The organism is Comamonas sp. w2-DMI, from assembly GCF_040187735.1.
GTDB classification, from domain to species: Bacteria; Pseudomonadota; Gammaproteobacteria; order Burkholderiales; family Burkholderiaceae_C; genus Comamonas; species Comamonas terrae.
The window spans coordinates 21,655-36,989 of record NZ_JBANEL010000028.1; the positions used below are offsets into that span (position 1 = coordinate 21,655).

10 protein-coding genes, 1 CRISPR repeat array and 1 riboswitch are annotated in these 15,335 nt (G+C 61.1%); of the genes, 9 read left to right on the plus strand and 1 reads right to left on the minus strand.

Annotated elements, in window-relative coordinates; all coding sequences use genetic code 11:
- Positions 1-8: 8 nt before the first annotated feature.
- The 9 genes from V8Z74_RS22085 to cas2 all read left to right on the plus strand — a co-directional run bounded on the left by V8Z74_RS22085 (position 9) and on the right by cas2 (position 11,282).
- A complete protein-coding gene (locus V8Z74_RS22085; protein WP_349711211.1) occupies positions 9-668 on the plus strand; it encodes a nitroreductase in 660 nt (219 codons plus the stop codon).
- Between the two features lie 69 nt (positions 669-737).
- A riboswitch (TPP riboswitch) is annotated at positions 738-859 on the plus strand.
- 265 nt (positions 860-1,124) lie between these two features.
- Positions 1,125-3,059 (plus strand): phosphomethylpyrimidine synthase ThiC, encoded by a 1,935-nt coding sequence (gene thiC, locus V8Z74_RS22090; protein ID WP_349711213.1) that lies wholly within the window; start codon positions 1,125-1,127, stop codon positions 3,057-3,059.
- A 125-nt stretch (positions 3,060-3,184) separates the two neighbouring features.
- A complete protein-coding gene (locus V8Z74_RS22095; protein ID WP_349711215.1) occupies positions 3,185-5,440 on the plus strand; it encodes a CRISPR-associated endonuclease Cas3'' in 2,256 nt (751 codons plus the stop codon).
- 320 nt (positions 5,441-5,760) lie between these two features.
- The gene (cas5c, locus tag V8Z74_RS22100; protein WP_349711217.1) at positions 5,761-6,435 is read left to right on the plus strand and encodes a type I-C CRISPR-associated protein Cas5c; all 675 of its coding nucleotides are present in this window, start codon (positions 5,761-5,763) and stop codon (positions 6,433-6,435) included.
- Positions 6,432-8,249, plus strand: a complete 1,818-nt coding sequence (gene cas8c / locus V8Z74_RS22105; RefSeq protein WP_349711220.1) for a type I-C CRISPR-associated protein Cas8c/Csd1 — start codon at positions 6,432-6,434, stop codon at positions 8,247-8,249. Before cas5c ends, cas8c begins: the two co-directional genes overlap by 4 nt.
- Positions 8,246-9,121 (plus strand): type I-C CRISPR-associated protein Cas7/Csd2, encoded by an 876-nt coding sequence (cas7c, locus tag V8Z74_RS22110; RefSeq protein ID WP_349711222.1) that lies wholly within the window; start codon positions 8,246-8,248, stop codon positions 9,119-9,121. The genes cas8c and cas7c overlap by 4 nt, the downstream gene beginning before the upstream one ends.
- 82 nt (positions 9,122-9,203) lie before the next feature.
- The gene (gene cas4, locus V8Z74_RS22115) at positions 9,204-9,956 is read left to right on the plus strand and encodes a CRISPR-associated protein Cas4 (protein WP_349711224.1); all 753 of its coding nucleotides are present in this window, start codon (positions 9,204-9,206) and stop codon (positions 9,954-9,956) included.
- Complete coding sequence (gene cas1c / locus V8Z74_RS22120) at positions 9,941-10,981, plus strand: type I-C CRISPR-associated endonuclease Cas1c (protein ID WP_349711226.1); 1,041 nt, start codon at positions 9,941-9,943, stop codon at positions 10,979-10,981. Before cas4 ends, cas1c begins: the two co-directional genes overlap by 16 nt.
- A 10-nt stretch (positions 10,982-10,991) precedes the next feature.
- On the plus strand, positions 10,992-11,282 hold the full coding sequence (gene cas2 / locus V8Z74_RS22125) for a CRISPR-associated endonuclease Cas2 (RefSeq protein WP_349711228.1): 291 nt from the start codon (positions 10,992-10,994) through the stop codon (positions 11,280-11,282).
- Between the two features lie 183 nt (positions 11,283-11,465).
- A CRISPR array of direct repeats spans positions 11,466-13,913; the repeat unit is 31 nt; unit sequence GTCGCGCCTTCACGGGCGCGTGAATTGAAAC.
- A 94-nt stretch (positions 13,914-14,007) separates the two neighbouring features.
- Here cas2 and V8Z74_RS22130 read toward each other — a convergent pair.
- Complete coding sequence (locus tag V8Z74_RS22130) at positions 14,008-15,216, minus strand: ABC transporter substrate-binding protein (RefSeq protein ID WP_349711230.1); 1,209 nt, start codon at positions 15,214-15,216, stop codon at positions 14,008-14,010.
- Positions 15,217-15,335 lie beyond the last annotated feature (119 nt).

Here is a 15,335-nt window from a genome sequence, read left to right on the forward strand (position 1 = left end):
CACCCGAAATGGACGTCAGCCAGGCATTGCAGCAGCGCCGCTCGGTGCGCGCATTCCTTTCCTGGCCCGTGGACGCGGCCCTGGTGCGCGAGTTGCTGGAGGGCGCCGCGCAGGCACCGTCCGGCGGCAATCTCCAGCCCTGGCGCGTGACCGCGTTGGGCGGCAGCGCGCTCGAAGAACTCAACGAGCAGGCGCGCGTGGCCGAGCCCCGGCCGCGTCCCGGCCTGTCCTATCCGCCCCAGCTCTGGGACCCGTACCGCACGCGCCGTTATGCCAATGGGGAGGACCTGTACCGCTCACTGGGCATCTCGCGCGAGGACAAGGCCGCGCGGCTCGCGCAATTCGCCAAGAACGGCGAGCTGTTCGGTGCGCCCGTGGGCGTGTTCGTGGCCGTGGAGGAACGCATGGGCCATGCGCAGTGGGTGGATCTGGGCATCTATCTGCAATCGCTGATGCTGCTGGCCTGCGAAAAAGGCTTGGCCACCTGCGCCCAGGGCTTCTGGCGCATGTACAACGACCTGCTGGTCAGGCACCTGGACCTGCCCGAGGGCTACCAGATCGCCTTCGGCATCGCACTCGGCTACGAGGACACCGCGGCGCCCATCAACCAGTGGCGCTCCACGCGCGCGCCGGCGGCCGAATGGTGCGTGCTGCGCGGCTTCGATTGAAGCGCCGCAGGTCAGGAGTGTTGCAACACCGCCACCCGATGCCGGCCGGCGCGGCCGTGGCCTATACTGGCGGCTGCTCCGGGGTGTGCGCAAGCACTGAGATGCCTGTGGCGGCGAAAGCCGCTGCATGAGGCGAACCCGACGAACTTGATCCGGTTCATACCGGCGGAAGAAGAGCGGGACCCTGCAGCAGGGCCCATGTGGAAGAAGAGGGCGCAGGCCGTTTTCCCCCGCATGTGCCGTGCCACCCCAGGCAACTCGCGCTTCGGGGAGGGTCCATGGACGGCCACCCCGGGGCGTGGCTATCCAGGGCGAAACCCCCAGCGGTTTCGGGCCAGGAGGATGACGGCGGCAAGCCGCTCAGGCCTCGGGCAGTGAAGGAGGCCAAAGGCCTCGGCACAAGGGCAGCGAATTCCTCGGAGCGTTTATCCACGCACAGCTCTTGAGGAGACCGCCATGAACGCCCCCGATCCCATCTTCACCCCGGCTGCCGGCAATGCGCCCGACTCCGCGCGCTTCGCAGAACTGCTGGCCCAGTCGCGCCAGCCCTTTCCGGCTTCCACCAAGAGCTACCTGACCGGCAGCCTGCATCCGAATGTGCGTGTGCCCGTGCGCGACATCGCGCTCACCAACGGCGAGCAGGTCAGCGTGTACGACACTTCGGGCCCCTACACAGATCCCTCGGTGACCATCGACGTGCGCCAGGGCCTGCCCAGCGTGCGCAGCACCTGGATCGAGCTGCGCGGCGACAGCGAGTACTACAGCGGCCGCCAGCGCGTGGCGCTGGACGACGGCGGCAAGCGCGGCGAGGAGGATGCGCGCGTGGCCCAGCTGCGCGCCGAGGCGGCCGCGCTGCAGCGCCAGCCGCGCCGCGCCAAGAGCGGCGGCAATGTGACCCAGATGCACTACGCCCGCCGCGGCATCATCACGCCCGAGATGGAATATGTGGCGCTGCGCGAGAACGGCCGCCGCGAATGGATGGCCGAGTACCAGAGGGATGCGGCCCGCGAGGCGCGCCTGGCCGGCAACGGCATGGGCGCCGCCATCCCCAGGATCATCACGCCCGAATTCGTGCGCGACGAAGTGGCGCGCGGCCGCGCCATCATCCCGGCCAACATCAACCACCCCGAGATCGAGCCCATGGCCATCGGGCGCAACTTCAAGGTCAAGATCAACGCCAACATCGGCAACTCGGCCGTCACCTCCAGCATCGAGGAGGAAGTCGAGAAGCTGGTCTGGGCGATCCGCTGGGGTGCCGACAACGTGATGGACCTGTCGACGGGCAAGAACATCCACACCACGCGCGACTGGATCATTCGCAACTCGCCCGTGCCCATCGGCACCGTGCCCATCTACCAGGCGCTGGAGAAGGTCGGCGGCATCGCCGAGGACCTGACCTGGGAGATCTTCCGCGACACGCTGATCGAGCAGGCCGAGCAGGGCGTGGACTACTTCACCATCCACGCCGGCGTGCGCCTGGCCTACATCCACCTCACGGCCCAGCGCCGCACCGGCATCGTCTCGCGCGGCGGCTCCATCATGGCCAAGTGGTGCATGGCCCACCACCGCGAGAGCTTCCTGTACGAGCACTTCGAAGACATCTGCGACATCATGAAGCAGTACGACGTGAGCTTCTCGCTGGGCGACGGCCTGCGCCCCGGCTGCGCGTCCGACGCCAACGACGAGGCCCAGTTCGCCGAACTGCGCACGCTGGGCGAGCTGACCCAGACGGCCTGGAAGCACGACGTGCAGACCATGATCGAAGGCCCCGGCCACGTGCCCATGCACATGATCCAGGCCAACATGACCGAGCAGCTCAAGCACTGCCACGAGGCGCCGTTCTACACCCTGGGCCCGCTGACCATCGACATCGCGCCCGGCTACGACCACATCGCATCGGCCATCGGCGCGGCCATGATCGGCTGGTTCGGCACCGCCATGCTGTGCTACGTGACGCCCAAGGAGCATCTGGGCCTGCCCGACCGCGACGACGTCAAGCAGGGCATCATCGCCTACAAGATCGCGGCCCACGCCGCCGACGTGGCCAAGGGCCACCCGGGCGCGCGCTCGCGCGACGATGCACTGAGTCAGGCGCGCTTCGACTTCCGCTGGGAAGACCAGTTCAACCTGGGCCTGGACCCCGACACGGCGCGGGAATTCCACGACGAGACCCTGCCCAAGGACAGCGCCAAGGTGGCGCACTTTTGCTCCATGTGCGGGCCCAAGTTCTGCTCGATGAAGATCACGCAGGAAGTGCGCGACTTCGCCAAGGCCAGGGGCGTGGCCGAAGAGCAGGGCATTGCCGTGGGCATGCAGGCCAAGGCCGAGGAATTCAACAAGGCGGGCGGAGATTTCTATATCCCGATCGTGTCGGATACCACGGCGCGTTAATCGATATCTGCTATTGGGTAAATATGGATTCTGTAAGGAAATATTTCAATTAAATTGGCTGCCAAGTACAGGCACGCTCATCAAGCCGCAGGCCTATCGAAGGCTTGCGGCTTTTTTACTTATTCATGACTGATTTCTTTGCGCATTCCACGAAGGACTTATCCCGATCCGATTGGCAAACTCTTTCCGGACATTTGCATGCAGTAGGTTCGCTGGCTGGGAAAAATGCCAAGGTATTCGGGGCAGAAATGTTGGCCCAGGTACAGGGCTGGCTGCATGACCTTGGTAAATACACCTTGCCGTTTCAGGCACGTTTGAATGGAAGCCCTTTGCGGGTGGATCACTCCACCCATGGGGCGCGCATTGCGTTGCAGCGTTATGGATTGGAGGGCCAAGTGCTTGCCTATGGCATTGCCGGACACCATGCAGGACTGGCCAATGGCGCGGGAGAGGGTGAGCGCACATCGCTTGCCGACCGGCTGGAGGCCGACTTACCAACCCTGGAGGCGGCATGGGAGAGGGAAATTGACCTGCCGGAGAAACTGTCCATGCCTGCGGGATTCAAGCCCTATGGCGAAAACAGGCTGCAAGCCAGGGAGCGTAAGCCCTTTCAGTTGGCATTCCTGACACGCATGCTGTTTTCCTGCCTGGTAGATGCGGACTTCATCGACACCGAGCGTTTCTATAACCAGGTGGAAAATCGCTCTGACCACCGCCAGGCTGGCGAGACGCCATCGTTGCCGCAGCTGCGTGAGCAGCTCGACATTTATCTGGGCCAGTTCAAGGCCGATAGCGATGTAAACCGCCTGCGCGCCGGGATTCTGAGCCATGTGCGTGCGCAGGCCGGGCATGTGCCGGGACTTTTCTCGCTCACGGTGCCCACGGGCGGCGGCAAGACCCTGGCATCGCTGGCCTTTGCGCTGGACCATGCAATCCGGCATGGCCTGCGGCGCGTGATCTTTGTGATTCCGTTCACCAGCATCGTCGAACAGAACGCGGCCGTATTTCGCAAAGCTCTGGGGCCATTGGGTGAGGCGGCCGTGCTCGAACACCACAGCGCCTTTGTCCAGCCTGAGCCGCCGCGCGACGACCCGGAGCGCTATCAGTCTGTCGAAAAGCTCAAGCTGGCCATGGAAAACTGGGACGCCCCCATCATCGTCACGACGGCTGTGCAGTTCTTTGAAAGCCTGTTCGCGGCCAAGCCTGCGCAGTGCCGCAAGCTGCACAACATCGCGGGCAGCGTGGTGGTGCTGGACGAGGCGCAGACCATGCCGCTCAAGCTGCTGCGGCCCTGCGTGGCCGCTATCGACGAACTGGCGCGCAACTACCGTGCCAGCGTGGTGCTGTGCACGGCAACCCAGCCCGCGCTGAAGGCACCCGATTTCGAGGGCGGACTCATGCAGGTGCATGAATTGGCTCCCGAGGTCGGCCAACTGTTCAAGCAACTGGAGCGTGTGCGTGTGCGGCATCTTGGCGTTCTCGACGACGAAGCGCTGGCCGAACATATGCGCTCGCGTGAACAGGTGCTGTGCATTGTCAACAACCGCCGCCATGCGCGCGCCGTCTACCAGGCCATGGCCGATCTGCCAGGCGCGCGCCATCTGACCACTCTGATGTGTGCCAAACACCGCAGCGCGGTATTGGCCGAGGTGCGGCAGATGCTCAAGAGTGGGCAGCCCTGCCGGCTGGTCTCCACGAGTTTGATTGAAGCTGGTGTCGATGTTGATTTTCCAACAGTGCTGCGAGCAGAAGCAGGTCTGGATTCCATTGCCCAGGCTGCAGGGCGCTGTAATCGCGAAGGTTTGCGAGCGCTTGCTTCTAGTGAGGTGCTGATATTTGGGACAAAAAACAGTGATTGGGCGCCACCGAAGGAAATCGAACAATATGCAAACAAGGCGCGTGAGATGTTGCGCAAGTTTGAAAATGATCCTTTGTCGCCCGAGGCGATTTATCACTATTTTTCAGGGCTGTATTGGCAAAAGGGAAGCGACGAGTTTGATAAGCCCGCTCTTATGGGACAACTCAAGGATAGCCGGCCCGAAAACCTGCCCATGGAAATGCTGGCGGCCAAATTCCGCATGATCGACAACGTGCAGATGCCGGTCATCGTGCCTTATGACGAGACGGCCAAGAAGGCATTGGAATGCTTGAAACATGCCCAAGGTTGCAAGAGCTTGGCGCGCGAACTCCAGCCTTATCTGGTGCAACTGCCGCCCCAGGGCTTCGACGCTTTGTACAAGGTGAGAGCTGTTGAACCTGTGGAGCCCGAAAAGTGGGGGGATCAGTTCATGGTGCTGGTAAACGAAGACTTGTACAACAACATGTACGGTTTGACTTGGGATGATCCAACCTTCATAGAGGTGAGTAGAACGATACTCTAAAAAATTAAACAGTCCTTTTTCTTGGAACTAATCTAATGTATGCTTGTGCCTGCCATCAGAGCAGGAGCAAGCAATGGACGATCACAACAAGCAGTCGAGTGACTTTGACCTAGAACTGAAGTTGCGCATTAGGCGTCGTCGGATGCTCTTACCCTGGGTGGCTGTCGCTGGCTTGACACTTATCAGCTCGTCTAAATTTTGGGGCGTAGTTGAAAAGCTTCTAGGTGGCGTGGGTTGAAACCAAGAGAAAGGCCTGTTGGCTGGAGAGAGTAGGCACCCCGAGGGTTCGCCTTCGGGGTGCTCATATGGGAGAAAAGTACATGGCTTTTGGAATTCGCCTTTTTATTAAGGGACAGCGTGCCTGCTTTACAAGACCTGAGTCCAAGGTTGAACGTTATTCATACGATGTGATCACTCCCTCTGCAGCGCGAGGCATTCTGAGCGCAATTCACTGGAAACCTGCTATAGCCTGGAGCATCGACCGTATCCATGTGCTGCGGCCCATCCGGTTTGAATCGCTGCGCCGCAATGAGGTCGGCAGCAAGATTTCTCCAGCCAGCGTGACCAAGGCTATCAAGGCTCAATCCACTGCGGGGCTGGCCAATTATGTGGATGAAGACCGCCAGCAGCGCGCAGCCACCATACTGCGCGATGTGGCCTATGTGATCGAGGCGCACTTCGAGTTGACGGCCAAGGCGGGCGCTGAAGATTCCGTGGGCAAGCATCTGGATATCTTCAACCGGCGTGCGCGCAAGGGGCAGTGCTTTCAGATGCCGTGCATGGGCGTGCGGGAGTTTCCGGCGGATTTTTCGTTGTTGGAGGATGGGGAACCCATTCCGGAAAAGCATGCCAGCCTGAACGGCGAGCGCGATCTGGGCTGGATGCTGCATGACATCGACTTCGACCGCAACATGACGCCGCGATTCTTTCGTGCGCGCATGGTTGATGGCGTGATCGAGGTTCCGCCCTGGCACAGCGAGGAGGTGAGGGCATGATCCTCCTGGCGCTGAACCATTACTACCAGCGTCTGCTGGCGCGCGGTGAAGAAGGGCTGGCGCCGTTCGGCTACAGCCCCGAAAAGATCAGCTACGAAATTCTGCTGGCGCCCGATGGCCGAGTGGTGGATGTGAACGATATCCGCGACAACACGGGCAAGAAACCCATGCCGCGCCTGATGAACGTGCCGCAGCCGGAAAAGCGCACGGTGGGCATCAAGTCCAATTTCCTCTGGGACAAGACCAGTTATGTGCTGGGAGTGAGCAGTACCAGCAAGCGCGCCGACAAGGAACATGAAGCCTTCAAGGCGCTGCATCAGCAGGCTTTGGGCGGTACGCAAGACGCGGGATTGAAAGCGCTGTTGGCATTTCTTGCGGACTGGGTGCCCGAGCGTTTTGCGCAATTTCCATTCAAGGAGGACATGCTCGACACCAATATGGTGTTCCGCCTGGATGGTGAACAAGCCTATCTGCATGAACGCCCGGCGGCGCAGTCCATCCGCGCGAAATTGCTGGCGGGCGACGAAGGCGGCGAAGTGGCGCAGGCCACTTGCCTGGTGACCGGAGAGCGCCTGCCGGTGGCACGCTTGCACCCGGCCATCAAGGGCGTGAGCGGTGCGCAAAGCTCGGGTGCGTCCATCGTGTCGTTCAATCTGGAGTCATTCACGTCCTATGGCAAAAGCCAGGGCGAGAACGCGCCCGTATCCGAGCAAGCCGCATTTGCCTACACCACGGTGCTCAACCATCTGCTGCGACGCGGCGAGCACAACCGCCAGCGCTTGCAGATCGGCGATACCAGCGTGGTGTTTTGGGCCGAGGCAGCCAGCGATGATGAAGCTACGGCCGCTGAAGATTGGATGGCGGATGTATGGGCCTGGGACGACGGCCCCACCGATGGCCAGGAAACCCAGTCCATGCGCCAGGCACTCGAAAAACTGGTGCAGGGCAAACCGTTGAAGGACATCGATCCACGCCTGGATCCCGCGACACGGATTTATGTGCTGGGTCTGGCGCCGAATGCTTCGCGCATTTCCATCCGCTTCTGGCATGTCGACACCCTGGGGGCGTTGGCGGACAACGTGGCCTGGCATGCACGCGACATGCAGTTGGAGCCGGCGCCGTGGAAGCTGATGCCGGCGCTGTGGCGCCTGGTGCTGGCCACGGCGCCTTCGCGCGACGGGCGTGGCAAGTCCGAGGACGTGCCGCCACAGCTGGCCGGCGAGCTGATGCGCTCCATCCTGAATGGCACGCGCTATCCGGGCAGCCTGCTGGCCAGCACCTTGATGCGCATGCGCACCGATGGTGACCTGTCGGGTGTGCGGGTCGCCATCTGCAAGGCGGTGCTGACACGAAACAAGCGTCTTGGAAACAACGAAATCAAAGAGGAGGTGCCCGTGAGTCTTGATAAGGAATCGCTAAGCCCCGGCTACCGGCTGGGTCGCTTGTTCGCCGTGCTGGAGGATGTGCAGCGAAGTGCATTGGGCGGGCAGGTCAATGCCACGATCCGCGACCGCTACTACGGCGCGGCCTCGGCTACGCCAGCGTCCGTGTTCCCCGTGTTGCTGCGCAATACCCAGAACCATCTGAGCAAGCTGCGCAAGGAGAAAGCCAAGCTGGCAGGCTTTTTTGAAAGCGAAATCCGCGACATTGTCGACGGCTTGCCCGAGCATTTTCCGCGCAGCCTGCGCATAGAGGCACAGGGCCAGTTCGCCATCGGCTACTACCACCAGTCCCAGGCCCGCTTTGACAAGAGCGGGAAAGATACTGCATCCAATGCAGATACGACAGACACCTCCGAGGGAGACACCGAATGACCGTCATCACCCACCGCTACGAATTCGTTTACCTGTTCGACATCACCAACGGCAACCCCAATGGCGACCCCGATGCGGGCAATCTGCCGCGCCTGGACCCCGAGACCAATCGCGGATTGGTCACCGATGTGTGCCTGAAACGGAAGATCCGCAATTTCGTGAGCCTGGACAAGGAAGACAGCCCAGGCTACGCCATCTACATGCAGGAAAAAGCGGTGCTGAACAACCAGCACCGCAAGGCTTATGACGCCGTCGGCATCAAGCCCGAGGACAAGAAGCTGCCCAAGGACGAAGCCAAGGCGCGCGAGATCACGGCCTGGATGTGCGCCAACTTCTTCGATGTCCGTACCTTTGGTGCCGTGATGACCACGGGCACCAACGCAGGCCAGGTACGCGGCCCCATTCAGATGGCGTTTGCCACCTCCATCGACCCCGTGGTGCCGCTGGAAATCTCCATTACCCGCATGGCCGTGACCACCGAGAAAGAGGCCGAGGCGCAGAGCGGCGACAACCGCACGATGGGCCGCAAGCACATCATTCCTTACGGTCTCTACCGTGCCCACGGCTTTGTCTCGGCCAAGCTGGCCGAGCGCACGGGCTTCTCGCAGGACGACCTGGAGCTGTTCTGGCGCGCCCTCGCCAACATGTTCGAGCACGACCGCTCGGCCGCGCGCGGCGAGATGGCGGCGCGCAAGCTCATCGTGTTTGAGCATGAAAGCGCCATGGGCAATGCACCGGCGCATGTGCTGTTTGACGCCGTCAAGGTACAGGCCTGCGACGGGACGGCGGCACCACGCGCTTACACGGACTATCGGATCAGCATTGACCAGGCCGCGGTGCCTGCGGGCGTAACGGTGCGCGAGCTGATTTGATTCCGTCAAGACAATGCTTTAAAGAACATAGCTGTTAGCGCGCTTGAATAAATGGCTTTAGATATTTATCTATCTGAAACCATTGCAATTCAAGCGTTTGCAGCTATTGTTTTATCTGGTTACTGCCGGCATGGCGGCAATCGATGCACTGGATACAAGCGGAGATACCGCCATGCTGGATGACGATGTCATTGCCCTGTCTGCCTTGCAGCACTATCTGTACTGCCCACGCCAATGTGCACTCATCCATGTGGAGCAGCTCTGGGAAGAAAGTCGCCATACAGCGGAGGGCCGAGTGCTGCATGAGAAGGCCGACAAGCCCAGGATCGAACGCCGCAAGGGGATACGCACCGTGATGGCCATGCCACTGGCAGCGCCGGAACTGGGCATTACCGGCATTGCCGATGTGGTGGAGTTCCACCAGACGGAGCAGGGTGAGTGCGCGTTTCCCGTCGAGTACAAACTCGGCCGGCCCAAGGCGCATCGGGCCGATGAGGTGCAGCTCTGTGCCCAGGCCTTTTGCCTGGAGTCCATGCTGGGGCAGGAAATTGCGGCTGGCGCACTGTATTACGGACAGACGCGCCGCCGTACTGAAGTGCAGTTCGATGCCGAGCTGCGCCAGTTGACACTGGACACTATCGCTGCCGTGCGTCGCATGATTGCGGCGGGGGTAACGCCCACGGCCCAGTACAGCGCAAGGCGCTGCGATGCATGTTCATTATTGGACCTGTGCCAACCCAAGCTGCTGGGGCGTACGCGCAGCGTCAATGACTGGTTGGCAGTGCAATGGCGCAAGGATTCTGACGCTGAAGGCAAATCATGCGAAGACAACTGAACACCCTGTATGTGACGACCGAAGGCGCTTGGTTGCACAAGGATGGGGCCAACATCGTGATGGAGGTTGAGCAAAAGGAACGTGCTCGCCTGCCAGTGCACATGCTGGAAAGCCTGGTTTGCTTTGGGCGTGTGCTGGTGTCGCCGCCTTTGCTGGGTTATTGCGCAGAGCAGGGCATTTGCACCAGCTTTTTCACCCCCAATGGGAGGTTTCTGGCGCGTGTGGAAGGGCCGGTTTCCGGCAACGTGCTGCTGCGCCGCCAGCAATACCGTGCCAGCGACCATCCTGAGCTTTGCGCAGCCATCGTGCGCAACGTGCTGCTGGGCAAACTGCACAACCAGAGAGCCGTGCTGGGCCGCGCCCTGCGCGATCATGGCGACAAGCTCCAGACCGAGGACGAGGCTGCGCTGGCCCATGCCCACAGGAGATTGGACCGTATCGCCGAAAAGCTCATGCCTGAAACGGATCTGAATCTGTTGCGCGGCTACGAGGGGGAAGCTGCCCAGGCCTACTTTGGCGTCTTTGACCATCTGATCCGGGTGAATAGCCCAGCCATGCGCTTCAAGGGGCGCAGCCGGCGCCCGCCGCGCGATGCGGTGAATGCGCTGCTGTCCTTTCTCTACACCTTGGTCACGCACGACTGTCGCTCGGCCCTGGAAAGCGTGGGCCTCGACCCTGCCGTAGGCTTTCTGCACCGCGATCGGCCCGGCCGGCCCAGCTTGGCGCTTGATCTGCTTGAGGAGTTTCGCCCGTTGCTCGCCGACCGGCTGGCTCTGTCGCTGATCAATCGCAAGCAGGTAGGAGAGCGTGATTTTCAGTACATGGACAACGGTGCGGTGCTGCTGACGGAGGCATCGCGCAAGACCGTGCTGACAGCCTACCAAGAACGCAAGCGCGAGGAACTGCGCCATGTGTTCATCGAAGAAAAAGTGGCCATTGGGCTCTTTCCCTTCATCCAAGCCCAATTACTGGCGCGCCATCTGCGTGGCGATCTGGATGCCTACCCGCCATTCCTGTGGAAGTGAGAATTGCGCAATGATGGTATTGGTCAGCTACGATGTCAGCACGCAGGACAAAGCCGGGGCGAGGCGCTTGCGGCACATTGCCAAAGCATGCCTGGACTTTGGCCAGCGCGTGCAATTTTCCGTCTTTGAAATCGAGGTCGATCCAGCGCAGTGGGTAGCCTTGAAAGCCAGATTGACGCAGATTATTGACCCAGTGCAGGACAGCCTGCGCTTTTACTATCTGGGACGGCAGTGGCAAAGCAAGGTCGAGCATATCGGCGCCAAGCCGGTGCTGGACCTGAACGCGCCGCTTGTTTTCTGACTGCTGTTTGCGAATCTGAAGTGGTTGCCGGAATCCTTCAAGGTTCGCGGTGCTGTAGCCTTTTGTTTTTATTCAATATTTTCACTCTTCCAAAAACGAAGGCCGTACTTTTGCGGCTCTCGCAGAGCGGTTCGCAAAACAACGCATTTTTCTCTTTGGCTGAAAAGTCGCTATAACCACGCCGTCGCGCCTTCACGGGCGCGTGAATTGAAACCGTTTACAAGGCTCGGCTCATGATCAACGGCCTGGGTCGCGCCTTCACGGGCGCGTGAATTGAAACGAGAAAAATTGAAGCTGTTCAGCGGTCATCGCCAGTCGCGCCTTCACGGGCGCGTGAATTGAAACGACGATTGAAGCAGTCCAGTTTTATACGACGTATTGTCGCGCCTTCACGGGCGCGTGAATTGAAACACGCGCTGCGGCGCGGCCACCCAGACCACCAACACGTCGCGCCTTCACGGGCGCGTGAATTGAAACTGGTGCATGGCCATGCCGCTCGCCACCTTGTTCAGTCGCGCCTTCACGGGCGCGTGAATTGAAACGTTGCCGTGATCGGTGAATCCGGCGCGGGCAAGTCGTCGCGCCTTCACGGGCGCGTGAATTGAAACCACGCTCCCCACACAGCCAGCACCAATGCCACAGGGTCGCGCCTTCACGGGCGCGTGAATTGAAACTCTTTTGCCGTGTAGAAGGTTTTGCCATTCACGTGTCGCGCCTTCACGGGCGCGTGAATTGAAACAATCGTCGTCCCGTTACCCTGCTTGCTAGGGCCAGTCGCGCCTTCACGGGCGCGTGAATTGAAACCTTGATGGCCGGCTTGCTCAGCGCATAGACGTGGGGTCGCGCCTTCACGGGCGCGTGAATTGAAACGCTTTCAATGTGGGGGATGACGCTTTCTGTCGAGTCGCGCCTTCACGGGCGCGTGAATTGAAACACCCCGAGGATCTGCGCCGCCGTCTGCGTGGCGCGTCGCGCCTTCACGGGCGCGTGAATTGAAACATTGACGGCCGTGGATACATTGGCCGCATTGAAAGTCGCGCCTTCACGGGCGCGTGAATTGAAACCGTGTCAGGCCATCATGCAATTGCCCGAGTGGTGTCGCGCCTTCACGGGCGCGTGAATTGAAACACTATCCCGGTGAATACCGTTGTGGCGATTGGCGTGTCGCGCCTTCACGGGCGCGTGAATTGAAACAGCAATTGGGCGGGGAGCAACATCCTCTGGACATCGTCGCGCCTTCACGGGCGCGTGAATTGAAACACCCGCTCCAGAGCCACTTCCAGCCATTCCGAAGTCGCGCCTTCACGGGCGCGTGAATTGAAACAATCAAACTCGTGCCATCGCTCGTCAGTACGGTGGTCGCGCCTTCACGGGCGCGTGAATTGAAACTATGCGAACACGAACAGCTTTTTCAAAACCATCTCCGTCGCGCCTTCACGGGCGCGTGAATTGAAACGGAATCGCGCCACGTCGCTGGTGTCGATTTATGGGTCGCGCCTTCACGGGCGCGTGAATTGAAACGTCAAGACCAGCGCGTTTAAGCGACTGCAAGCCATGTCGCGCCTTCACGGGCGCGTGAATTGAAACGTGCTCAAGGGCATCACCGAGGAAGCGCTGCACGGTCGCGCCTTCACGGGCGCGTGAATTGAAACCGAGGCGTCCAGTTAATTCCGTCAGTTGAAGTGTGTCGCGCCTTCACGGGCGCGTGAATTGAAACGTGCTCAAGGGCATCACCGAGGAAGCGCTGCACGCGTCGCGCCTTCACGGGCGCGTGAATTGAAACTTTCGCAAACCAGGGTATCAGCCCCCACTGCCCTGTCGCGCCTTCACGGGCGCGTGAATTGAAACGAGTAACTGCATAGTCATCCCCTAGTGAGCGCGAGTCGCGCCTTCACGGGCGCGTGAATTGAAACTACGAGAATTTTTACTCGGAGGACGAACGCATGGCGTCGCGCCTTCACGGGCGCGTGAATTGAAACGTCAAACCAGCAAAGCCAGCGACTATGTGATCCAGTCGCGCCTTCACGGGCGCGTGAATTGAAACGTATGCCTGAAAGGTCAACCATGATCCCAGCACGTCGCGCCTTCACGGGCGCGTGAATTGAAACGGAGGCCGCGCCCACATCGGCAGTAGCGAGGACCGTCGCGCCTTCACGGGCGCGTGAATTGAAACCCTTCCACTTTGATGTTGACGCGGGCCGTACTCCGTCGCGCCTTCACGGGCGCGTGAATTGAAACCTGGCGGAAGTGATCGGTCAAAGCATGTACCCGAAGTCGCGCCTTCACGGGCGCGTGAATTGAAACCACTGCAGGCTCGGCACGCGGTGCATGGGCCCGGGTCGCGCCTTCACGGGCGCGTGAATTGAAACGAGGCTAAGGCAGAGGTTTGACATGAGCGATACCGTCGCGCCTTCACGGGCGCGTGAATTGAAACCGGTAGTGTTACGTCTTGTGTGTACCCGGGTACGTCGTCGCGCCTTCACGGGCGCGTGAATTGAAACCAGTGATAGTCCTTGGGAATGTTGATGAGCTGGCGTCGCGCCTTCACGGGCGCGTGAATTGAAACCCGAAAGCAGACCACGACGACGGGCCGGACATGGGTCGCACCTTCACGGGCGCGTGAATTGAAACCACCGCGGAGGTCTTCGACCTCCCCGCCAGAATTTGTCGCGTCTTCACGGAAGGGCTGTACCGTGGCCAGCTTCCAGCGAAAAATCGGGCCAAGCTAGCGCCAATACTGGCACTTGCTCTCCGCCTTGGTGGTCCAGATCTGGTCGGCGGGCAGCTTCTTGACGACCTTGTAGTAGTCCCAGGTGCCCTTGGATTCGGCGGGGCTCTTGACCTGCATGAGGTACATGTCGTGCACGTAGCGGCCGTCCTCGCGGATGTAGCCCTGGCCGAAGAAGTCGTCCATCTTCATGCTCTTCCAGGCGGCCATGACCTTGTCGGCGTCCAGCGTGCCGGCCTTTTCCACGGCCTTGAGGTAGTTCATGGTGGCCGAGTAGTCGGCGGCCTGGATCTCGCTGGGGCGGCGCTGGGTCTTGGCCATGAAGGCGTCGGCGAACTTGCGCGAGGCGTCGTTCATGTCCCAGTACCAGGGGGCGGTGAACTGCATGCCTTCGGTGGTCTTGAGGCCCAGGCTGTGGATGTCGGTGAAGAAGATCAGCAGGCCCGCCAGCTTCATGTTCTTGGTCACGCCGAATTCGCGCGCGGCCTTGATGGAGTTGATGGTGTCGCCGCCGGCATTGGCCAGGCCCAGGATCTGGGCCTTGGAGTTCTGGGCCTGGAGCATGAAGCTGGAGAAGTCGCTGGCGTTGAGCGGCGTCCTGACCGAGCCCAGCACCTTGCCGCCCTTGGCTTCGATGACCTTGCTGGTGTCGGCTTCCAGCGCGTGGCCGAAGGCGTAGTCGGCCGTCACGAAGAACCAGGTCTTGCCGCCGGTATCCACCACGGCCGAGCCCGTGCCCTTGGCCAGGGCCACGGTGTCGAAGGCGTAGTGCACGGTGTAGGGGCTGCATTGTTCGTTGGTGAGGGCGGAGGAGCCCGCGCCGTTGTCGACGAAGACGCGCTTTTTCTCCTGCGCCACCTTGGCCATGGACAGGGCCGTGGCCGAGTTGGTGCCGCCGAACACCAGGCTGATGCCTTGCGTGTCTATCCATTCGCGGGCCTTGCTGGCGGCGATGTCGGCCTTGTTCTGGTGGTCGGCCGTGAGCAGTTCGATGGGCTTGCCCAGCACCTTGCCGCCGAAGTCGTCGATGGCCATCTGGATGGCCACGGCGCCGTTCTTGCCTTCCACGTCCGCATAGAGGCTGGACATGTCGGTGATGAAACCGATCTTGACCTTTTCCTGCGCCATGGCGGGCTGGGCGAATGCGGCGGCCAGCGCCAGGGCCAGTAGCGAAGCGGAGGGGGCGGACATGGACAAGCGATGCATGAAGTCTCCTGTAAGTGACTGAGGACCGGCGGCAGGGCCAGATAGTTGCCCTGCTAAGCGCCGCGCTGCATCAGGCATGCTAGGGGCGGGCTGCGACCCTTGCATCGGGGCAAGCACTT